24 protein-coding genes are annotated in these 21,201 nt (G+C 67.2%); 21 read left to right on the top strand and 3 right to left on the bottom strand.

Annotation, left to right across the window (positions count from 1 at the left end; all coding sequences use genetic code 11):
* The first annotated feature begins 1 nt into the window (after position 1).
* From ASC95_RS25780 to ASC95_RS25750, 7 genes are read left to right on the top strand one after another with little or no spacing between them, the layout of a single operon-like run.
* Positions 2–1,273 (top strand): sugar ABC transporter substrate-binding protein, encoded by a 1,272-nt coding sequence (locus ASC95_RS25780; RefSeq protein ID WP_057300569.1) that lies wholly within the window; start codon positions 2–4, stop codon positions 1,271–1,273.
* Entirely contained in the window at positions 1,270–2,166 is an 897-nt protein-coding gene (locus tag ASC95_RS25775) for a carbohydrate ABC transporter permease (protein WP_057300568.1), read from the top strand. The genes ASC95_RS25780 and ASC95_RS25775 overlap by 4 nt, the downstream gene beginning before the upstream one ends.
* Complete coding sequence (locus ASC95_RS25770; protein WP_057300567.1) at positions 2,163–2,975, top strand: carbohydrate ABC transporter permease; 813 nt, start codon at positions 2,163–2,165, stop codon at positions 2,973–2,975. The genes ASC95_RS25775 and ASC95_RS25770 overlap by 4 nt, the downstream gene beginning before the upstream one ends.
* Positions 2,975–5,929 carry a hypothetical protein gene (locus ASC95_RS25765; RefSeq protein ID WP_057300566.1) on the top strand — a complete coding sequence of 985 codons (2,955 nt, stop codon included), beginning with the start codon at positions 2,975–2,977 and terminating at the stop codon, positions 5,927–5,929. The genes ASC95_RS25770 and ASC95_RS25765 overlap by 1 nt, the downstream gene beginning before the upstream one ends.
* Positions 5,926–6,648 carry a dienelactone hydrolase family protein gene (locus ASC95_RS25760; protein ID WP_082568125.1) on the top strand — a complete coding sequence of 241 codons (723 nt, stop codon included), beginning with the start codon at positions 5,926–5,928 and terminating at the stop codon, positions 6,646–6,648. The genes ASC95_RS25765 and ASC95_RS25760 overlap by 4 nt, the downstream gene beginning before the upstream one ends.
* Positions 6,645–9,926 (top strand): GH36-type glycosyl hydrolase domain-containing protein, encoded by a 3,282-nt coding sequence (locus ASC95_RS25755; RefSeq protein WP_057300565.1) that lies wholly within the window; start codon positions 6,645–6,647, stop codon positions 9,924–9,926. The genes ASC95_RS25760 and ASC95_RS25755 overlap by 4 nt, the downstream gene beginning before the upstream one ends.
* 9 nt (positions 9,927–9,935) lie before the next feature.
* Complete coding sequence (locus ASC95_RS25750; RefSeq protein WP_057300564.1) at positions 9,936–10,157, top strand: hypothetical protein; 222 nt, start codon at positions 9,936–9,938, stop codon at positions 10,155–10,157.
* Here the strand turns inward: ASC95_RS25750 and dtd are convergent.
* Entirely contained in the window at positions 10,154–10,594 is a 441-nt protein-coding gene (gene dtd, locus ASC95_RS25745) for a D-aminoacyl-tRNA deacylase (protein ID WP_057300563.1), read from the bottom strand. The two genes, ASC95_RS25750 and dtd, sit on opposite strands and share 4 nt — an antisense overlap.
* Positions 10,591–11,484, bottom strand: a complete 894-nt coding sequence (locus tag ASC95_RS25740) for a cation diffusion facilitator family transporter (protein WP_057300562.1) — start codon at positions 11,482–11,484, stop codon at positions 10,591–10,593. The genes dtd and ASC95_RS25740 overlap by 4 nt, the downstream gene beginning before the upstream one ends.
* Before the next feature lie 100 nt (positions 11,485–11,584).
* On the opposite strand from ASC95_RS25740, the gene ASC95_RS25735 reads away from it, so the two are divergent.
* From ASC95_RS25735 to tatC, 14 genes are all read left to right on the top strand, one after another.
* Positions 11,585–12,349: a hypothetical protein gene (locus ASC95_RS25735; RefSeq protein WP_057300561.1), complete on the top strand. Its 765-nt coding sequence runs from the start codon at positions 11,585–11,587 to the stop codon at positions 12,347–12,349.
* Positions 12,350–12,443: 94 nt separating this feature from the next.
* Positions 12,444–13,349 (top strand): acetylglutamate kinase, encoded by a 906-nt coding sequence (argB, locus tag ASC95_RS25730; protein WP_057300560.1) that lies wholly within the window; start codon positions 12,444–12,446, stop codon positions 13,347–13,349.
* A 56-nt stretch (positions 13,350–13,405) separates the two neighbouring features.
* Positions 13,406–14,089 (top strand): pyrimidine 5'-nucleotidase, encoded by a 684-nt coding sequence (locus tag ASC95_RS25725; RefSeq protein WP_057300559.1) that lies wholly within the window; start codon positions 13,406–13,408, stop codon positions 14,087–14,089.
* 80 nt (positions 14,090–14,169) lie between these two features.
* On the top strand, positions 14,170–14,856 hold the full coding sequence (locus tag ASC95_RS25720) for a response regulator transcription factor (protein ID WP_057300558.1): 687 nt from the start codon (positions 14,170–14,172) through the stop codon (positions 14,854–14,856).
* A gap of 10 nt (positions 14,857–14,866) precedes the next feature.
* Positions 14,867–15,496: a nucleoid occlusion factor SlmA gene (gene slmA / locus ASC95_RS25715; protein WP_082568155.1), complete on the top strand. Its 630-nt coding sequence runs from the start codon at positions 14,867–14,869 to the stop codon at positions 15,494–15,496.
* A 23-nt stretch (positions 15,497–15,519) separates the two neighbouring features.
* Positions 15,520–16,386 (top strand): ATP-binding protein, encoded by an 867-nt coding sequence (locus ASC95_RS25710; RefSeq protein WP_057300556.1) that lies wholly within the window; start codon positions 15,520–15,522, stop codon positions 16,384–16,386.
* Positions 16,387–16,468: 82 nt separating this feature from the next.
* On the top strand, positions 16,469–16,894 hold the full coding sequence (locus tag ASC95_RS25705) for an NUDIX domain-containing protein (RefSeq protein ID WP_057300555.1): 426 nt from the start codon (positions 16,469–16,471) through the stop codon (positions 16,892–16,894).
* A gap of 4 nt (positions 16,895–16,898) precedes the next feature.
* Positions 16,899–17,297 carry a phosphoribosyl-AMP cyclohydrolase gene (gene hisI, locus ASC95_RS25700; RefSeq protein ID WP_057300554.1) on the top strand — a complete coding sequence of 133 codons (399 nt, stop codon included), beginning with the start codon at positions 16,899–16,901 and terminating at the stop codon, positions 17,295–17,297.
* A complete protein-coding gene (locus ASC95_RS25695; RefSeq protein ID WP_057300553.1) occupies positions 17,290–17,637 on the top strand; it encodes a phosphoribosyl-ATP diphosphatase in 348 nt (115 codons plus the stop codon). Before hisI ends, ASC95_RS25695 begins: the two co-directional genes overlap by 8 nt.
* Complete coding sequence (locus ASC95_RS25690) at positions 17,634–18,002, top strand: hypothetical protein (RefSeq protein ID WP_200960205.1); 369 nt, start codon at positions 17,634–17,636, stop codon at positions 18,000–18,002. The genes ASC95_RS25695 and ASC95_RS25690 overlap by 4 nt, the downstream gene beginning before the upstream one ends.
* Positions 18,003–18,014: 12 nt before the next feature.
* A complete protein-coding gene (locus ASC95_RS25685; RefSeq protein ID WP_057300552.1) occupies positions 18,015–18,362 on the top strand; it encodes a histidine triad nucleotide-binding protein in 348 nt (115 codons plus the stop codon).
* Positions 18,363–18,484: 122 nt separating this feature from the next.
* Positions 18,485–18,724, top strand: coding sequence for a Sec-independent protein translocase subunit TatA (gene tatA / locus ASC95_RS25680; RefSeq protein ID WP_057300551.1), 240 nt, complete (start codon positions 18,485–18,487; stop codon positions 18,722–18,724).
* Positions 18,725–18,739: 15 nt separating this feature from the next.
* Complete coding sequence (gene tatB / locus ASC95_RS25675) at positions 18,740–19,219, top strand: Sec-independent protein translocase protein TatB (RefSeq protein ID WP_057300550.1); 480 nt, start codon at positions 18,740–18,742, stop codon at positions 19,217–19,219.
* Positions 19,216–20,022 (top strand): twin-arginine translocase subunit TatC, encoded by an 807-nt coding sequence (gene tatC / locus ASC95_RS25670; RefSeq protein WP_057300549.1) that lies wholly within the window; start codon positions 19,216–19,218, stop codon positions 20,020–20,022. Before tatB ends, tatC begins: the two co-directional genes overlap by 4 nt.
* On the opposite strand, the gene ASC95_RS25665 is transcribed toward tatC, so the two are convergent.
* Entirely contained in the window at positions 20,010–21,185 is a 1,176-nt protein-coding gene (locus ASC95_RS25665; RefSeq protein ID WP_057300548.1) for a S1C family serine protease, read from the bottom strand. The genes tatC and ASC95_RS25665 overlap by 13 nt on opposite strands.
* Positions 21,186–21,201 lie beyond the last annotated feature (16 nt).

Raw genomic sequence — 21,201 nt, 5'->3', positions numbered from 1 at the left:
CATGCGCCGCCGCGACCTGCTCACCGCTACGGCCGCCGCCGCCCTGACCGGCTGCGCACGCGACAGCGGCATGACCACGCTGCGCTTCTGGGCCATGGGCCGCGAGAGCGAGGTCGTGGCCGAGCTGATGCCCCGCTTCGAGCGCGAGCACCCCGGCGTGCGCGTCAAGGTCGAGCAGTTGCCGTGGACGGCTGCGCACGAGAAGCTGCTGACCGCCTTCGCAGGCGACGCCACGCCCGACCTCGCCCAGGTCGGCAACACATGGCTACCCGAGATGCAGGCCTTGGGCGCGCTGGCGCCGCTGGAGCCGTGGCTGGCGCGCACGCCGACGCTGGCCGCAGGCGACTATTTCGACGGCATCTGGGCCACCAACGCGCCCGCCGGCCAGCGCGTGGGCCTGCCCTGGTATGTCGACACACGGCTGTTGTTCGTGCGCCAGGATCTGCTGGCCAAGGCCGGCATCCCGTCCATGCCCGTCAGCTGGGACGACTGGCGCGCGGCACTGGCTCAGCTGCGCCAGCACGGCATGGACAAGCCCATCCTGCTGCCCACCAACGAATCCGCGCCGCTGCTGGCCCTGGCCCTGCAGCAGCCGGGCGAGGTGCTGCGCGACGGCGGCCGCTACGGCAACTTTTCGTCGCCGGGCTTTCGCACCGCCCTGGGCTTCTACCTGGAGCGCTTCCAGCGTGGCGAGGCGCCGGGTGTCAGCGAGGTGCAGATCGGCAACCTCTGGCAGGAATTCGGCCGCGGCAACTTCGCCTTCTACATGTCGGGGCCCTGGGACATCGGCGAGTTCAAGCGCCGCCTGCCGGCCGAACTGGCCAATGCCTGGATCACCGCCGAGCTGCCTGGCCCGGACGGCCCCGGCGTTTCCATCGCCGGTGGTGCCAGCCTCGCCATGTTCAAGCGCTCGCGCCACAAACCCGAAGTCTGGGCGCTGATCAGCTACCTGAGCCGGCCCGACGTGCAGCTCGAGTTCTACCGCCTGACGGGCGACCTGCCGGCCCGGCGCAGCGCGTGGGCGCTGCCTTTGAATGGCGCCACGCTGGCCGAGGATCGCCACGCTGCCGCCTTCCGCCGCCAGCTTGAGCGTGTGCGCGCGGCGCCGGCCGTGCCGGAATGGGAGCGCATCGAGAAGGAGATGCAGCTCGCGGCCACGCGCGCCGTGCACGGCGTGACCGACCTCGACACCACCGTGCGTGCGTTGGACGCGCTCGTCGACGGTATCCTCGAGAAGCGTCGCTGGATGCTGGACCGAAAGACCGCCGCATGAAGCACAGTGGTCGCGAGTCCCTCGCCGCCTGGGCCTTCGCTGCCCCGGCGCTGATCGTCATCGCGCTGTTCTTCGGCGTGCCCGTCTTCGCCGGCCTGGCCCTGAGCCTGACCGACTTCGACATCTATGCCCTGGCCGACCTGCGCAACCTGCGCTGGCAGGGTTGGGACAACTATGTCCACGTGCTGAGCCTGCCGCTGTTCTGGAAGGCGCTGGGCAACACGCTCTACTTCGTCGTGCTTGGCGTGCCGCTGTCCATCGGCGTGTCGCTGGCCGCGGCCGTGCTGCTGCAGAGCAAGCTGGTGCGCTTCAAGCCGCTGCTGCGCACCGCACTGTTCGCCCCCGTGGTGACCACGCTGGTCGCCGTCGCCGTCATCTGGCGCTATCTTTTTCACGTCAAGTACGGCCTGGTGAATTACACGCTGCAGTCGCTGGGCCTGGACCCGGTGGACTGGCTGGGCGACCCGCACTGGTCCATGCCCACCATCATCCTGTTCGCCGCCTGGAAGAACTTCGGCGGCAACATGATCATCTTCATCGCTGCCCTGCAGGCCGTGCCGCATGACTTGTACGAAGCCGCGCGGCTGGACGGCGCGCGTAGCTGGGCGCAGTTCCGCCACATCACGCTGGCCAGCATTGCGCCGACGCTGCTGATGGTCACCATCCTGACGACGGCCGGCTATTTCCAGCTGTTTGCCGAGCCCTATGTGATGACCCAGGGCGGGCCGCTGCAAAGCACCGTCAGCGTGCTCTACCTGATGTACGAGGAAGGCTTCAAGTGGTGGAACCTGGGCCTGGCCTCGGCGGTGGCCTTCGTGCTCTTCGTCATCATCGTGGTGGTTAGCAAGGGCCTGATTGCCTTGCAGCGGCGGCTGACGGGGGAGGGCGCATGAAGCCCCAGGCCCTGCTCATCAATGGCTTGCTGTGGGCCTTTGCTGCACTGGCGGCCTTCCCGCTGGTGTGGATGGTCTGCGTGTCGCTGATGCCGGCCGGCAGCGCCTCCAGCCTGCCGCCGCCGCTGGTCCCGCACGACCCGACGCTGGTGCACTACCGCCAGTTGCTCGGCGACGGTGGCTTGAAGCGAGCCTTCGTCAACAGCCTGGGGCTGGCCGTGGTGAGCACGTTGATGTCGGTGAGCTTCAACACGCTGGCCGGCTACTCGTTTGCCAAGCTGCGCTTTCGCCATCGCGATCGGGTGTTCGGGCTGCTGATCGCGGCGCTTGTCATCCCGGGGCAGGTGGCGATGCTGCCGCTGTTCCTGATGCTCAAGGGCATGGGCCTGGTGAACACATGGATCGGCGTGTTGATTCCGAGCATGGCGGGGATCTTTGGCATCTTCCTTGTGCGGCAGTACGCGCGAGGGGTGCCGGATGAATTGCTGGAGGCGGCTCGGTTGGATGGGGCAGGGGAGTGGCGCATCTTCTGGAACATCGTGCTGCCGACGTTGAAGCCGGTGTTGGTGACGCTGGCGGTGTTTGCCTTTTTAGGAAGTTGGAACGACTTCATGTGGCCGTTGATCGTGTTGACCGACGGCGAGATGCACACGCTGCCAGTCGCATTGGCTGCGTTGTCGCGGGAGCATGTGAACGACAGCGAGCTGATGATGGCCGGGGCGGTCATCACGGTGCTGCCGGTGCTGGCGCTGTTTGTGGCGCTGCAGAGGTACTACATGCAGGGGTTGTTGATGGGAAGCGTGAAGTGATGAAGGCGCTTGTCCTCGCACTGATGCTGTCGGCACAGCTGACCGCTGCCGCCGTCCTCGACGACATGAAGAACGCCGCACCGTGGAAGGTCACCGCCTCGGACCAGGTCAAAGCAAGCTTGCGCCGGGACGCCCGTGACGACAGCCTCTGCCTCGACTACGACTTTGCCGGCGTGTCGGGCTATGCCGTACTGCGTCGCGAGCTGCCGCTCGACTGGCCGGCCGACTTTGCGCTGACCACCCAGCTCAAGGGCAAGGGCGCCGGCAATGACGTGCAGATCAAGTTCGTCAACGCCAGCGGCGACAACGTCTGGTGGATCAATCGCCCCGCGCTGGCCCTGCCCGACACGCTGACCGAGATGCGCTTCAAGCGCCGCCATGTCGCCTTCGCTTGGGGGCCCGCCGAAGACCGGGTGCTCAGGCGAAGCCAGTTCATCGAGTTCGTCGTCGTCGCCGGCCAGCAGGGCGGCGGGGCAGGGGCCTTGTGCGTCGGTGCAGTTGGCATGGAGCCGCGCGAGCCCGCGCCCAAAGCCTGGCCGGAGCCGCGCCGCAGGCTGGGTGCCAGTGAGATGACGCTGGACTTCCAGACCTTGCGCGAGTTCAACGGCCTGTGGTTTGCCAGCGGCACGGCCACGCGCGTCGAAGTCTCCGACGACAACCGGCGCTGGAAGACGCTGTCCACCCAACCCGGCCGCGCGCTGTTTCTCGGCGAGCAGGAATGGCGCTGGATCCGGCTGCGCTACGAGGGCAAGAAGCCGCCCGAGATGGAGTTGCGGGATGCAGCCCGCTGGCCCGACCGCAATGCCGCCGTCGCCGAAATAGCCAGATCGCTGCCGCGTGGCGACCTGCCCCGCGCCTTCCTCGGCGAACAGAACTACTGGACCGTCGCCGGCGTGGATGGCGGCGCTCAGCGTTCGGGCCTGGTCAGCGAAGACGGTGCCATCGAGCTGACCCGCGGTGGCCCGAGCATCGAGCCCGTCATCAGGCTCGCGGACGGCCGTCTCGTCACCTGGGCCCAGGTGCGCACCGAGCACAGCCTCATCGAACACGCCTTGCCGGTCGTGCAATGGCGGCATGCAGACGTCGAGCTGCGCGTTGAAGCCGGCGCCGACGGGCCGCCCAAGGCGCCGCAGCTGCTGGCCCGCTACACGCTGCGCAACCCGACCAGCAAGCCACAGCGCTACTCGCTGCTGCTGGCATTGCGCCCCTGGCAGGTCAACCCGCCGCAGCAGTTCCTGTCGACCCAGGGCGGCATCAGTCCGCTGCCCACGCTGGCTTGGGCTGATGGCAAGCTCACCGCGGCCGGGCTGACCATCCAGCCGCGCGAGGCGCCTGCCGAAGTGCGTGCCGCATCATGGAGTGCCGGCCCCGGCCTCGCCACGCTGCTGCAGGCGCCGCCGCTCACGCAATTGGCAGATGCCGAACAACTGCCCTCGGCGCTGATGCGCTTTGACATCGAACTCGCACCCGGCGAGGCGCGCAGCCTTGGTTGGGTGACGGGCGGCGATGCCGGCGCCCTCGACACGCGCCTCGCCGTGGCCGCCGCCCACTGGCGCGACCGCCTGGGTGCTCTGGAGCTCGTGTTGCCGCCCCAGGCCCAGCCTGTTGCCGACACCATGCGCAGCGCGTTGGCGCAAATCCTGGTGTCTCGCGACGGCCCGGCGCTGCGGCCGGGAACGCGCTCCTATGCGCGCTCCTGGGTGCGCGACGGCGCCATGATGGTGGCCGGCCTGGTGCGCATGGGCGAAGCCCAGGCCGCGCGCGAGTTTGTCGACTGGTACGGCGGCTACATCTTCGAATCCGGCAAGGTGCCTTGTTGCGTTGACCGGCGCGGCGCCGACCCCGTCGTCGAGAACGACAGCCACGGCCAGTACCTGTTCGCCGTGGCCGAGCTGTGGCGTCACACCCAGGACCGCGCGCTGCTGGAGCGCCACCGGCCCAAGGTACAGCGCGTCGTCGCGTGGATGGAGGCGCGGCGCCAGAGTGAGCGCAAACCCGGTGCAGACGCGCGCTTCAAAGGGCTGATGCCGCCGTCCATCAGCCACGAGGGCTATGCCGACAAGCCGGCCTATTCCTATTGGGACGACTTCTGGGCCCTGCGCGGCTACAAGGACGCGGTGCAGATCGCCCAGGCTCTCGGCGACACCGCACAGGCCGTGCGCTGGGCGGTGTCGCGTGATGAGTTCGAAGCCGACCTGAATGCATCCATCGCCGCGACGGCCAAGCACTACAAACTGGACCATATCGCCGGTGCCGCCGATCGGGGCGACTTCGACGCGACGTCGACGACCATGGCCCTCAACCCGGCCCAGGCTGACAAGCTGCCACCCGAGTTGCTGCGCGGCACGTTTGACCGCTACGTTGCCGAGGCCGAAGCCCGCATCAGCGGCCGCAAACCATGGGCGGACTACACGCCTTACGAGCTGCGCAATGTCAGTGCCCTGGTGCGCCTGGGTTGGGTGGATGAAGCGCACCGGCTGCTGGCCTGGTTCTTCACGTACCAGCGCCCGATGGGATGGAACCAGTGGGCCGAGGTGGTGCGGCCCGATGCGCGCGAGGCCCGTTTCCTCGGTGATATGCCGCATGCCTGGATCTCGTCTGACTATCTACGCGCCGCGCTGGACCTGCTGGCCTTTGAGCGTGAATCCACCGGCAGCCTCGTGCTCGGCGCGGGTTTGTCGCCGGCCTGGCGCCAGGCCGGCGATATCGGCGTGGCCGGCCTGTCCACCGCCTGGGGCCGCCTCGACTACCGCCTGCTCAGGCGCGCCGATGGCGGCTGGACACTGCACATCGACCGCCGCCCCGAACGCCTGCCCGGCGAGCTGCGCCTGGCCTGGGCTGGCGACGCACCGCTGCCGCGCGCTAACGTCGAGTCCCAGGGGCTGAGCTGGCAGGGCCGCGAGCTGCCCCTGCCTGCCAACGCCGTGACCATCCAGCTGGAGCCCACGCCATGACGATTTCCCGCCGCCAACTTCTGCTGACGGCGCCTGCGCTGCTCAGTGCCTGCGCGGCCCTGCCGCCCCCACCGCCGCCAGGACTTGCGGCCGGCGAGCAGCGCGCCTGGGAGCTTGAAGGCGAGCGCATGTGGGTATCGCTGCCTCGCGAGTACACACAGCGCAGCGAGCGCTGGCCGCTGCTGATCTTCCTGCACGGCTCCGGCGAGCGCGGCACCGACCTGGAGAAGGTCAAGATCCACGGCCCGCCGTCGTGGGCTGCGCGCGGTGTCAACCAGCAGCTCATCATCGTCAGCCCGCAGCTCGAAGATGGTGCGCGCTGGGACCCCGAGCGACTACACAAGCTGCTGGTGGGACTGAAGGCACGCCTGAATGTCGACCCGCAACGCTGCCTCGGTACGGGCTTGAGCCTCGGTGGCTACGGCGTGTGGCATTGGGCCACGGCCCATCCGCGCGACCTCGCCGCCATCGCGCCGGTGTGCGGCTTCGGTGACCCGACCAAGGTGGCCGCCATGCGCAACGTGCCGGTGCGCGCCTATCACGGCGACAAGGACCAGGCCGTGCCGCTGGCGCCGCACATCGCCTGCGTCGAAGCGCTGCGCGCGGCGGGCGGCACGGCGTCGCTGACCATCTACCCGGGTGTCGGCCACGACTCCTGGACGCCCGCCTATCGAGACCCCGATCTGCTGCCCTGGCTGTTGGCGCAGAAGCAAACATGACTGTTCACTCTGTTAGCAACCCCGCCGGCCTCGAGGTCGAGCTGCTGTCCCACGGCGCGCTGCGCCGCCTGATGTTCGGGCCGGCGCTGATGCTCAACCTTTTCCCCGGCAACGAGCTGGAAGGCGGGCCGGCCAATATCTGGTTGCGCCGGCGCGATGCGGGCGGCGATTGGCGCGTCGCGCCGCTGCTCGGCCCGCGCTCGCCGCTCAGCGTTCACGCCGACGAAGACGCCTTCGAGATGCGCGGGGAATGGGACGGCCTGGCCCTGCGACTGCAGCTGCGTTTGGCCGCCAGCGAACCCGTGCTGTTCTGGCATCTGCAAGCCGCCAACGTGCGCGACACGCCATGCGAAATCGCGCCCGTGCTGGTCCAGGACGTCGGCCTGGCCGACTATGGCGCCGCGCGCACCAACGAGTTCTATGTCAGCCACTACATCGACCTGCAGCCACTGCGGCACCCTGGCCACGGCGCGCTGCTGGCCGCGCGCCAGAACCAGGCGCAGGCTGGCAAGCACCCCTGGCTGCTGGCCGGTTCGTTGCGCCGCGCCGAGAGCTTTGCGACCGACGCCAGCCAGGTCTGGGGCCACGCCGCGCGTGAGGGCGGTTTGCCCCCCGGCCTGCTGAACGGGCTGCCGGGTCAGCGCCTGCAGCACGAGCACGCCATGGTCGCCTTGCAGGACGGGGCCCTGCCGCTCGCGCCCGGTGAGCGCACGGCGACGGGATTTTTCCTGGCGTTGCAGGCCCACCATCCCGAGGCCAGCAGCGACGCCGATCTGGCCTGCCTGCCCACGCTGCTGGCCTTGCCCGAGGCCCAGCCGTCCAACATGCTGGACGCGCCAGGCCTCGCACCAGCGACCAGCCTGTTCGCCAGCGCGCCGATGCTGGCCAGCCGAGACTTCAGCGACGAGGACCTGGCCACCTACGTCCCCGGCGAGCGCCGCCATGAGGAATGGCAGGGCGGCCAGCGCTTGAGTTTCTTCACCGGCGAGGCCACCCACGTCGTGCTGCGCGCCAAGGAACTGCGGGTGCAGCGCCCGCACGGCCACATCCTGCGCAGCGGAGACCATCTCGTGCCCGACGAAGGCGCGTTGACTTCCACCTGCTGGATGGGCGGTGTCTTCCATTCCATGCTGACCCAGGGCCACGTCAGCATCAACCGCCTGCTGTCCACGCAGCGCAGCCTGCTCGGCCTGTTTTGCACGGCCGGCCTGCGGCTGTTCGTGCAGCCGCAGGTGAGCGACTGGCTGCTGCTCGGCCTGCCGTCGGCCTTCGAAATCCAGCCGCAGCTTTGCCGCTGGCTCTATGCCTTTGACGCCGGCGTCATCGAGGTCGTTGCCTCGGCCGGCGCCGCGCCGGATGCGATGGCACTGAGCGTGCGGGTGCTCAGGGGCCGCGCGTTGCGCCTGCGCGCCAGCTTCAATCTGGCCGTGGGCGGTGATGATGGTGCCGCGCCCGTCAAGCCTGTGTGGGAGCACAGTGGCAGCCGGCTGCGCATCACGCCGCCCGAAAGCAGCGAGCTGGCGGAGCGCTTTCCCGGCGGCGGCCTGGTCATCGAAGCACCGGGCATATCCATAGTCGGCGACGACGGCCGGCTGTTTGATGACGGCGTCAGCCGCGGCGAGCCACTGGTCTGCCTCGATTTCTCGCCGGCCCAGGCCTTTTCACTGACGTTGCGCGGCGAATTGATCGCGACAGCGCCGCCACCGGTCCAGCCACTGACGCTGCCGCATTGGCAGCACCCGGTTCTGGCTCAGCTGAGCGACATCCTGCCCTGGTATGTCCACAACGCCCTGGTGCACTACCTGTCGCCGCGTGGCCTGGAGCAGTACTCCGGCGGTGGCTGGGGCACGCGCGACGTCTGCCAAGGGCCGCTGGAAATGCTTTTGGCCCTGGGCCAGACCGCACCGGTGCGCGATCTGCTGCTGCGTGTCTTCAGCAACCAGAACCCGGATGGCGATTGGCCGCAGTGGTTCATGTTCTTCGAGCGCGAGGCCAAGATCCGTGCCGGCGACTCGCATGGTGACATCGTCTTCTGGCCGCTGCTGGGCCTGGCGCAATACCTGATCGCCAGCGGCGACGCCGGCCTGCTTGACGAGGTGCTGCCCTTCCACCGCGGCGAGCCGGCCTCGCTGGTGGCGCATGTCGAGCAGGCGCTGGCGCTGATCCGCCAGCGCGTCGTGCCCGGCACGGGGCTGGCCGCCTACTGGCATGGCGACTGGAACGACTCGCTGCAGCCGGCTGACCCGGCACTGCGCGAGCGCCTTTGCAGCGCCTGGACGGTCACGCTGCACCACCAGATGCTGCATACGCTGGCGACGGCCTTCACGCAGATCGGCCGAGCGCATGACGCCGCTGCGCTGACCGCCGAGGCCATGGGCGTGCGCGCCGAGTTCCAGCGCCTGCTGGTGCAGGACGATGTCGTCGCCGGCTACGCCCTCTTTCCCGAGCAGGGCGAGCGTGAGCTGTGGATCCACCCGCGCGACACCCGCACCGGCCTGCGCTACAGCCTGCTGCCGATGATGCATGCCGTCATCGACGAGCTCTTCACCCCTGAGCAGGCCGCCATCCAGGCCGCGCTGATCGAGCAGCATCTGAAGGGCCCCGATGGTGCCCGCCTGTTCGACGCGCCGCTGCCCTATCGCGGCGGCCCGTCGCAGCTGTTCCAGCGCGCCGAGACCAGCACCTTCTTCGGCCGCGAGATCGGCATCATGTACATGCATGCCCATCTGCGCTATGCGCAGATGCTGGCCCAGCTCGGTCATGCCGAGGCTTTCCTGGAAGCGCTGACGCTGGCGCATCCCATCGCGCTGACGGACCGCGTGCCCAGCGCGAGCCGGCGCCAGGCCAATTGCTATTACTCCAGCTCCGATGCCGCCTTCCCCGACCGCTACGTTGCCCAGGCCGAGTACGGCCGTGCGCTGGCCGGCGAAGTGGCGCTGGACGGCGGCTGGCGCATCTATTCCAGCGGCCCGGGCATCGCGCTGGGCTTGGTCATCAACTCGCTGCTCGGGCTGAGGCTGGAGCAGGGCGCTCTGGTCATCGACCCGGTCATGCCGGCGGTGCTCGATGGGCTCAATGTGCAGCTGACGCTGGCGGACCTGCGCTTTGAGCTGACCTATCGCGTCAGCTCGCGTGGGCATGGCGTGGAGCGGGTGCGGGACGAGGCGGGCGCCGAGCTGCCGGCCACACGGCGCGCGCACGCCTACCGCATGGGTGCGCTGGCGCTGGCGCGGCCTGTGCCGGGCAGCCTGTCGCGGCTGACGATAGAGATTGGCTAGGAGACCCTCGTGGCGAAGATCCTCGCGAAATTCTGGCTCTTGCGCTTCCTGCAGGTGTTCGTGCTGGCATGCGTCGTGCTGGGCGGAATCGAAGCCCTGCAGCATGGCGGAGAGGGCGCGTCGTATCGGTCCGTGCTGACCTGGGCGGCGCTCTCAGCGTTGATGACGGCGACAGTCTCGGCCTGGTGGGCCTACAAGCGCCAGTGCAAGCTCGTCTTCAAGGGCCCCTAAACCATCCGTATCGGGATGGTGACGGGTCCATCGTTGATGAGGTGGACCTGCATATCGGCACCGAACTCGCCATTGGCAACGACCGGGTGCTGGCGGCGCGCAAATGCCAGCGTGTGCTCATAAAGCCGCCGTCCGGCTTCTGCCGGCGCAGCACCTGTGAAGCTGGGCCGGTTGCCGGCGCTCGTGTCAGCCGCCAGCGTGAACTGGCTGACGATGAGCAGGCCGCCCGCCACGTCCTGCAGGCTGCGGTTCATCTTGCCGGCGTCGTCGCTGAAGACGCGCAGCTTCAGCACCTTGGCAATCAGCTTCTCGGCCGTCGCCTCGCTGTCCGTCGGCTCGGCGCAAACCAGCATCAGAAAACCGTGACCGATCTGGCCGACGACGGCACCACCCACTTCGACGCGTGCCTCGCGCACCCTTTGCAATACCGCGATCAAATCAGATCCTCCTCATCCATCGTGTGCGCTTCGACGTCCATGGGCAGCAGCTGAATGGTGCAGCGCAGGCCCGGCACGGCGCTCATCAGCGCTTGCTCCACGTCCCCGCGCAGCGCCGCAGCCCGCCCGAGTGTCCAGCTGGCTGGCATGTGCATATGCAAATCGATGAAGCGGCGCCGGCCGGCCACGCGGCTGGCGATGTGGTCGAAGCGGATGGCGTGCGGAGGGATAAAGCGCTCCAGGACCGCGTGAACCTGGTTCATGGATTCGGCGTCCAGGGCCTGGTCCATCAGTCCGCCGGTGGATTCGCGCATCAGGTGCACGCCTTCACGCAGGATGTTCAGCGCCACGACGATGGCCAGCAGCGGGTCCAGCCATTGCCAGCCGGTGGCCATGACGCCCAGCAGGCCCGCCACCACGCCGGCCGAGGTCCAGACATCGGTGATCAGGTGGCGCGCGTCGCCTTCCAGCGCCACCGAGCGCACCTCGCGGGCTTTGCGCAGCATGGCCCAGGCCATGAGGCCGTTCAGTGCCGAGCTGACGACCGCCAGCGCCACGCCGATGCCAATGGCGTCCAGCGCCTGGGGGTGTTGCCAGCGGTCTGCCGCGCCCCACAGGATGCCCAGGCCGGCCGCGATGATGAGGATGCCTTCGAAGCCACTGGAGAAGTATTCGGCCTTGTGGTGGCCGTAGGGGTGGCCCTCGTCGGGGGGCAGGGCCGCAAGGGTCACCATGGCCAGGGCGAACACGGCGCCGGCCAGGTTGACGAGGGACTCCAGCGCGTCGGCCGCCAGGCTGACCGAGCCGGTCCACCACCAGGCCGCCGTCTTCAGCGCAATGGTCACGAGGGCGACCGCCACGGAGAGCTGGAGGTAGGCGCGGGCTTGCATGGGCGGGCATTGTGGCCGTCCGACGTCGAGTGAGGATTCACGGGGCCCGTGTCTGCGCCTTGGGCTAACCTTCGCGCCCATCCAAATACGGAGTCAATCCATGCGAACTTTCTGGCGAGCTGGCAGTCTGGCGGCCCTGTTCATCCTGTCGGCTGGCGCCGCATGCGCATCCGAGATCACCAAGCTGGGCGTCATGTCCGTGCTTGGGCGCGAAGTCCAGATCGTCATTCACGCGCCGACGACGGGCACCCGTGTGGATCGCAATGCCAAGGACACGCTCAAGGTCGGCAACGACTTCGAGAACTTCGTGCTGCGCATGACGGTGGACGATGCGCGCCGCGAGGGCTTGGGCGAGACCTTGGTGCTGGCCCGGCCGGCGAATGGCAGCATGCCCTGGCAGCGCGATGGTCAGGCAGTGCTGGTCACGCAGCCCCTGCTCGACGCCGCGAGGGCAGCCAAGCTGTCGCACCTGGTACTGATCCAGCCTGCACGCGGTGAGGCCAAGCTGCAGATGGAAAGGACGGTGGTCGGGAACGGCCAACTGGAAGGGCTGGGCTTCTATGTCGACACCACGATAGACGTCGAGCTGACAGAGTCGCACAGGCACTCCGCCGGATTCGTCGCCCCCTTCGCCTACTTCGACATTTACTTGGTCGAGGTCGCGACGCTGGACTTGCAGGCCGAACACCGGGCGCGCGTCGCCGTTGCCCTTGCCAACCCAGACCTTGCGGGTGGCGATGTCTGGGCCTCGCTGTCGACGCAGAGCAAGATCGAGACCTTACAAAAGATGATCCGAGACGAGGTCGGAAAGGCCGTGCGCGACTGGAGCAAGGCGGCCGGCCCCGCCGCCAAGGTGGCACGCTGAGTAAGAAGTAGTCATCACACATGGTCAAGCCCATCCGCGGCCGTCGCCACAACCGCTCCCTAGAATCGTTCGAACGCTTTTCGGAGTCCGCCGCATGACCACCCCCCACACCACCGACGTCTCCCACATCGCCCCGCGCGAGAAGGCCGAGATCCTGTCCCAGGCCTTGCCTTACATCCGCAAGTTCCATGGCAAGACCATCGTCATCAAATACGGCGGCAATGCGATGACCGACCCGGCCTTGCAGCAGGACTTCGCCGAGGACGTCGTGCTGCTCAAGCTCGTCGGCCTGAATCCCATCGTCGTGCATGGCGGAGGGCCGCAGATCGAGGGAGCGCTGTCGCGCCTGGGCAAGAAGGGCGAGTTCGTGCAAGGCATGCGCGTCACCGACGAGGAGACGATGGAAGTCGTCGAGTGGGTGCTGGCCGGCCAGGTGCAGCAGGACATCGTCGGCCTCATCAATGCCGCCGGCGGCAAGGCCGTCGGCCTGACGGGCCGCGACGGCGGCATGATCCGCGCGAAGAAGCTCAAGATGATGGACAAGGACGACCCGGCCAAGGAGCATGACGTCGGCCAGGTCGGCGACATCGTCGCCATTGACCCCAGCGTCGTGAAGGCGCTGCAGGACGACCAGTTCATCCCCGTCGTCAGCCCGATCGGCTTTGGCGAGCACAACGAGAGCTACAACATCAATGCCGACGTTGTCGCGGCCAAGCTGGCCACGGTGCTGCAGGCCGAGAAGCTGCTGATGCTGACCAACATCCGCGGCGTGCTGGACAAGAACGGCGAGCTGCTGACCGAGCTGACGCCGCGCCGAATCGACGAGCTGGTGGAGGACGGCACCATCAGCGGCGGCATGATCCCCAAGATCGCCGGCGCCATCGACGCGGCCAAGAGCGGCGTCAACGCCGTGCACATCATCGACGGCCGGGTGCCGCACGCCATGCTGCTGGAAATCCTGACCGATCAGGCCTACGGCACGATGATTTCCTCTCGATGAGAGGAAATGCTCGTGCCGCGTCTGAGCCGAAGGCGAGGACTTGCGATGATCGGCGCGTGACGAATTCTCGCGACCGAGTCTGGCTGTTCGACCTCGACGACACCCTGCACAACGCCTCGCACCGGGCGTTCAGCGAGCTGAATGCGTCGATGGCGGCCTATATGGTCACCTATCTTGGCCTGACGGAAGAGCAGGCCGCCGCGCTGCGCAACCGCTACTGGCAGCGCTATGGCGCAACGCTGACGGGGCTGCAGCGCCACCACGGCGTGAAGCCGGCGCATTTCCTCAGCGAGACCCATCGCCTGCCCGGGCTGGAGGCGCATCTGCATGGCCACGGCCATGACCTGGCCGCGCTGCGCCGCCTGCCGGGGCGCAAGCTGCTGATGACCAATGCGCCGCGCGCCTACGCCGAGCGCGTGCTGTCTGCCATCGGCCTGACCGACGTCTTCGAGCGCCTGATCTGCGTCGAGGACATGCAGATCTTCGGCCACTCGCGCCCCAAGCCGGACACGCGCATGTTCCGCATCGTGCTGGCGAGACTGAAGCTCAAGCCCGAGCGCTGCATCCTCGTGGAAGACACACTGATCCACCAGAAGTCGGCGCGCAGCCTGGGGCTGCGCACCGTCTGGATGCAGCGCTGGCTGCGCAAGGCCGCCGATGGCCGTCGCCTGCAGCACCGCCCGGCCTATGTCGACCGGCGGGTGCGCTCGCTGGCGGCGCTGTTACGTTCCCCCCTGTAATGAAGGAAGACGCGCATGGATGAGTGGGAATCTTCGTCGGACAATGCGGCTTCCGCGCTTTGAAGAGTCCCACAGAGTCCATGACCCCGTTCTCGGTCCTGATCGTCGAAGACCAAGCCCGCTTCCGCGAGGCCTTCACGCATGCCCTGGGCAGCGTGCCCGACATCGAGCTGCTGGGCATCGCGCCCGACCTGCCCCAGGGCCGGCGCATGTTCGACCAGTTGCAGCCCGATGTCCTGCTCGTCGACCTGGATCTGCCCGGCGGCAGCGGCATCGAGCTGATCCGCCATGCGGCCCAGACGCGGCCGCAGTGCGAGGTCATGGTGATCTCCGTCTTCGGCGACGAGCAGCATGTGGTGGCCAGCATCGAGGCTGGCGCCACCGGCTATCTGCTCAAGGACAGCCTGGCGCTGGACCTGCCGGGCCAGCTGCGCTCGCTGCGTGCCGGAGGCAGCCCGATCAGCCCGGTCATCGCCCGCCGCCTGCTGGTACGCCTGGCTCCCGGTAGCCAGAGCTCCTCCGGCCCCTCACCGGAAGCGATGGCCGCGACGATGGCCGACGAGGAGGTGGTTGCGCTGTCCGAGCAGGAGTCGCGCGTGCTGCATCTGGCGGCCAAAGGCTTCACGTTTGATGAGATCGCTCAGTTCATGCAGGTGTCGCCGCACACCGTCATGACCTATGTGAAGCGGGTTTACCGCAAGCTGCACGTCCGCTCGAAAGTCGAAGCGATCTACGAAGCTCGCCGCCTGGGCTGGCTCCGGGATTAGCATGCCCGGCATGGACGCTGACCAGCCTGCCGCCGACAACGCCAACCCGAGTCCCAGGAAGCGCCCCAAGCCCGGCGAGCGCCGCACGCAGATCCTGCAGGTGCTGGCCGGCATGCTGGAGCAGCCGGGTGCCGACCGCATCACGACGGCGGCACTGGCGGCCAAGCTCGACGTCAGCGAGGCGGCCCTGTACCGCCACTTCGCCAGCAAGGCGCAGATGTTCGAAGCGCTGATCGAATTCATCGAGAGCAGCGTCTTCGGCCTGGTCAACCAGATCGCCGACTCGCCGCATCCCCTGCCGCCGCCGGGCAAGGCCGCGCGCATCGCCAGCGTCATCCTGCAGTTCGGCGAAAAGAACCCCGGCATGGCGCGGGTGATGGTGGGCGATGCCCTGGTCTATGAGAACGAGCGCCTGGTGGCCCGCATGAACCAGTTTTTCGACCGCATCGAATCCTCGCTGCGCCAGGTGCTGCGCACCGCGGCCGAAGCGCAGGGCTCCCTGACGCCGACCGTTCAGGCCAATGCCCAGGCCTCGGTCTGGGTCAGCTTCATCATTGGCCGGCTGCAGCGCTATGCGCGCTCGGGCTTCAAGCGTCTGCCGACGGAACAGCTCGAAGCCTCGCTCAAGGCGATCGCCTGAGTCTGCCCGCCTAAACTGCGGCGATGTCTGCCGCTCTGGATTCCTTCCTCACCCGCGCCGAGGGCCTGCTGACCCGGCTCGAAGCCGTTCTGCCCCACGCCGCCACGCCGCCCGACTGGGCCGCTTCCACCGCCTTCCGCGCCCGCCGCCGCCATGGCGCCCTGGTGCTGGAGCCGGTGCGTGCCGTCAGCCGCATCCGGCTGTCAGACCTGCAGGAAGTCGAGCCGCAGAAGGAGCGCCTGCTGCGCAACACCGCCCAGTTCGTGGCTGGCAAGCCGGCCAACAACGTGTTGCTGACGGGCGCCAAGGGCACGGGCAAGAGTTCGCTGATCAAGGCCGTGCTCAACGAGTTCTCCGCTCAGGGCCTGCGCCTCATCGAGGTCGACAAGGCCGACCTCGTCGACCTGCCGGACCTGGTCGAGCAGGTCGCGGCCCGACCGGAGCGCTTCGTGGTTTTCTGCGACGACTTGAGCTTCGACGAAGGCGAGGCCAGCTACAAGGCCCTGAAGAGCGTGCTCGACGGCTCCGTCGCCGCCGCCACCGACAACGTGCTGATCTACGCCACCAGCAACCGCCGCCACCTGCTGCCCGAGAAGATGGTCGACAACCTTGCTGGCACCCACGGCGAGCACGGCGAGATCCATCCCGGCGAGGCCGTGGAGGAAAAGATTTCGCTGTCGGAGCGCTTCGGCCTGTGGATCAGCTTCTATCCCTTCAGCCAGAACGAATACCTGGCCATCGTGGCGCAGTGGCTGCGTCATTTCGGGCTGGATGACACCGCCATCGAAGGGGCACGCCAGCCGGCGCTGATCTGGGCGCTGGAGCGCGGTTCCCGCTCGGGCCGCGTGGCCTACCAGTTCGCACGCGACCTGGCAGGGCGGGCGGAATGACGGCCGAGCGCTGGGCCGCTCCCGAGCCGGCCGTCATCCTCTTGGGGGATCGGCCGACGTACTCGGCGGACGAGGGGCGTACATGACCGAACGCGAAATCACCGAAGTCGCCGTCGGCGTTCTTGTGGCACCCGACGGCCAGTTCCTGCTGACGTCGCGTCCCGAAGGCAAGGTCTACGCCGGCTACTGGGAGTTCCCGGGCGGCAAGGTCGAGCCGGGCGAAAGCATCGAGCAGGCCCTGGCGCGCGAACTGCGCGAGGAGATCGGCATCGAAATCGGCGCCGCACATCCCTGGAAAACGGAAATCTTCGATTACCCGCACGCGCTGGTGCGCTTGAACTTCTGCAAGGTCTTTGAGTGGACCGGCGAGTTCCAGATGCTGGAGAACCAGCAGATGGCCTGGGCGAGCCTGCCGGTGCAGGTCAAGCCTGTGCTGCCCGGCACCATCCCGGTCCTGAACTGGTTCGCGGCAGAACGCAACCACGTCGGCCCGACTCACCTAGACTGAAGTGATGAACTGGCTGGATGAAGTGAAGTGGGACGACAAGGGCCTGGTGCCCGTCATCGCCCAGGAGCGGGGCACCGGCGACGTGCTGATGTTCGCGTGGATGAACCGCGAGGCGCTGGCGCTGACCGCCGAGCGTGGGCAGGCTGTCTACTGGAGCCGCTCGCGCAGCAAGCTGTGGCACAAGGGCGAGGAGAGCGGGCACTTCCAGCAGGTGCACGCCATCCGCATGGATTGCGACAACGACGTCGTGCTGCTGACCATCACCCAGCTCGGCCATGAGCCCGATGAACCTGGAATAGCCTGCCACACCGGCCGCCACAGCTGCTTTTTCCAGAAGCTGGAGAACGGTGTCTGGAGCGCCACGGAGCCGGTGCTGAAGGACCCCGCAAAAATCTATGAGTGACGACATCCTTTCCCGCGTCGGCGCGGTCATTGAATCGCGAAAACCTGGAAATGGCGCCGACCCTGGCACCAGCTACGTCGCCAAGCTCTTCGACAAGGGGCTGGACGCCATCTTGAAGAAGGTCGGCGAGGAGGCCACCGAGACCGTCATGGCCGCCAAGGATGGTGACCCGCAGAAGGTGGTCTACGAGGTGGCTGACCTGTGGTTTCACAGCATGGTCGCGCTGGCTCATTTCGGATTGAAGCCCGAGGATGTGCTGAGGGAACTTGCGCGTCGCGAGGGCTTGTCCGGCCTGGAAGAATTTGCGTCCCGCAACAAGCCGACGAAGGAAGCTCCATGAACAACGATCCGAGCCCGGTGGTGCTGGATGTCGCGGCGCCCGTCGAGAAGCTGGCCAGCCTCAAGCAGCTGACGATGGTGATCTATGTCCTCTATGCGCTGAGTGCCTTCACCGGCTTCACCGGCATCGTGGCCATCATCATCAACTACATCAAGCGCGAGGACGCCGCGGGCACCCTTTACGCCAGCCATTTCACCTGGCAGATCCGTACCTTTTGGTGGAGCCTGGTATGGGGCATCCTGGGCTTTGCCACCTTGCTGCTGGGCGTGGGCTTCGTGATCCTCGCCGTTGACGGCATCTGGTTCCTCTATCGCCTCATCAAGGGCTTTTTGAACTGGAACGACGGCAAGCCCATGCCGGTCTGAAGCGAGCAAAAGATGACTCACGACCCCAATTGCCTGTTCTGCAAGATCGTCGCCGGCCAGATTCCGAGCAAGAAGGTCTATGAGGACGAAGACATCCTCGCCTTCCATGACATTCACCCTTGGGCACCGGTCCATGTGCTCATCATCCCCAAGCGCCATATCGCCTCCATGTCAGACGTGACCGAGGCCGAGGCCGTGCTGCTAGGCAAGATGACGGCCCTGGGCCCGCGTTTGATGAAGGAACTCGGTGTCACCAACGGCTTCCGCCACGTCATCAACACGGGTCCAGACGGCGGTCAGGAGGTGTTGCACTTGCATCTGCATGTGATGGGCGGACCTCGGCCGTGGTTGAAAGGCTGAGTTGTGACCAAACCTAAGGGCTGAGCACGATCGCACCAGAAGGTGCATGGTCTCGAAATGACCCCTGAACCTAGGGGCATCCCTCACCTAGAATTTGAGCCAGTCCTCAACGGAGAAACATCATGGGTTCATTCAGCATCTGGCACTGGTTGATCGTGCTTCTGATCTTCGTGCTCGTCTTTGGCACCAAGAAGCTCACCAACATCGGCAAGGACCTGGGCGGCGCGGTCAAGGGCTTCAAGGACGGCATCAAGGAAGGCACCGCGTCGGAAACAACGCCCACCACGCCGCCCCAGCAAGTCACCGCCACCAAGGTCAACGACCCGAACACGGTTGACGTCGAAGCCAAGACCAAGTCGTGATGTCGAGCCTGACGAGTGCTTGACTTCGGCTTCGACAAGATCGCGCTGATCGGCGCGGTGGCCCTGATCGTCATCGGCCCCGAGAAACTGCCGCGCGTGGCCCGCACGGTGGGCACCTTGCTGGGCAAGGCACAGCGCTATGTGGCGGACGTGAAGGCCGAGGTCAACCGTTCCATCGAGCTGGAGGAGCTTCAGAAGATGAAGACCCAGTTCCAGACGGCGGTCCAGGACGTCGAGCAGAGCGTGCGCCAGGAGGTGGACACCGCGACGCAGGCGATGAACCAGACCTGGCAGGACGTGACCAGCGATTCGTCCTACGAAGCCGGCACGACGATCGCGCAACCGCCGCCCGAGTACCGCCACCCTAAAAAGAACTGGCGCCTCAAGCGCGGGTCGACGCCGATGTGGTTCAAGCAGAAGGCCGGCGTGAAGCGTCATACCCAATCCGGCGCCGCCCGCGTGGCTCGTTTCCGGCCACCCGGCATCAGGCCATGAGCTCCTTCCAGAACCCCGACCACGACGAACTGGCCGGTACCGAACAGCCCTTCGTCACCCACCTGATGGAGCTGCGCGACCGGCTGCTGCGCGCCGTCATCGCCATCGCCGTCTGCTTCGGCGTGTTGTGCCTCTACCCCGGCCCGAGCCAGCTCTACGACTGGCTGGCCGCGCCGCTGGTGGCCAACCTGCCCGAAGGCACCAAGATGATCGCGACCAACGTCATCGCGCCCTTCTTCGTGCCGATCAAGATCACGATGCTGGCCGGCTTCATGCTGGCCCTGCCCATCGTGCTCTACCAGGCCTGGGCCTTCGTCGCCCCGGGCCTGTACTCGCACGAGAAGCGCCTGGTGATGCCGCTGGTGGTGTCGAGCACGCTGTTGTTCTTCGGCGGCGTGGCCTTCTGCTACTTCTTCGTCTTCAGGAAGGTCTTCGCCTTCATCCAGAGCTTCGCACCCAAGAGCATCACGGCGGCGCCTGACATCGAGGCCTATCTCGGCTTCGTGATGAACATGTTCATCGCCTTCGGTGCGGCCTTCGAGGTGCCCATCGTCGTTGTCGTGCTGGTGCGCATGGGCATCGTGTCGGTGGAGAAGCTGCGCGAATGGCGTGGCTACTTCATCGTCGTCGCCTTCATCATTGCGGCCGTCATCACGCCGCCCGACATCGTTTCACAGCTCGCACTGGCGATCCCGATGTGCCTGCTCTACGAGGTGGGGCTGTTTGCGTCCACCTACTTCGTGCGTCACACCAAGGCGCCCGACGAGGCTGAGCAGACCACCACCCCCGATCAGTCGTCCTGATCGCGCTGCGGCCTGGGCCGCTGCCCCACGGCGAGCTGGAAGTGCATGGCCTTGCCGGCGCGCTGCACGCCCACCTCGACCTGACTGCGCGGCTTGAGGGCTGCCACGCTGGCCAGCAGCTCGGCCGGTGTCGCGACGGCATGCTCGCCGATGCGGGTCAGCACGTCACCGGGCTTGATGCCGGCCTTGGCTGCTGGCGCGTCGTTGACGACGCCGCCGATCAGAACGCCACGGATTGGCGTTTTTGCGTCGCCCAGCTTCAGCGCCTCGGCCAGCTCAGGCGTTAGCTCGCGCGTCTGCACGCCGATCCAGCCGCGTGCGACGACACCGTCCTGCAGCAGCGAGGCCGCCACTTGGCGTGCCACGTCGACCGGGATGGCGAAGCCGATGCCCAGAGACCCGCCGCTGCGCGAGAAGATGGCCGTGTTGATGCCCACCAGCCGCCCGTCCGCGTCCACCAGCGCGCCGCCCGAATTGCCGGGGTTGATGGCCGCGTCGGTCTGTATGAAGTTCTCGAAGGTGTTGATGCCCAGCTGATTGCGGCCCAATGCCGACACGATGCCTGACGTGACCGTCTGGCCGACGTTGAAGGGGTTGCCGATGGCCAGCACGACGTCGCCGACGGCCAGGCTGGCCGCGTCGCCCATGGCGATGACGGGCAGGTCGGGCAGGCTGATCTTCAGCACGGCGACATCGGTCTCGGGGTCGGTGCCGATGAGCTTGGCCTGGGCCTGGCGGCCGTCGCTGAGCATGACCTCGATGTCGGAGGCGCCTTCGACGACATGGTTGTTGGTCAGCAGCACACCGTCGGCCGAGATGATGACGCCCGAGCCCAGGCCGAGCTGGGGATTGCCGCGCGGCTGGCGCAACCCGAACGGGAAGCCGAACAGCTGTTCATGCGCCCGCCCCGCACGCGACGGGGCCTTGCTGGCCGTGATGCTGACGACCGCCGGTGCGGCGATGCGGGCCGCCTGCGAGAAGCCCGCCCGCACGACCGAAGCGGCCGGCGAGGGGGGCAGGGCGATCTGGCGAGCCGTCTGGGCGATGGTCGCGTCCGGCAGACGCGCCTGCCTGAGCCATTGCGGCTTTAGCGTCGAGACGACGAAGAGGGCGGCCAGGGCGACCGTGACCGCCTGCGCGAAAATCAGCCAGAGCCGTTTCAACACCTACATCCCCATC

Origin of the sequence: Pelomonas sp. Root1217, from assembly GCF_001425705.1 — a bacterium.
Lineage (GTDB): Bacteria > Pseudomonadota > Gammaproteobacteria > Burkholderiales > Burkholderiaceae_C > Pelomonas.
The sequence above is the reverse complement of the archived record's forward strand: the minus strand, read 5'-3'. Positions and strand labels throughout refer to the sequence as shown.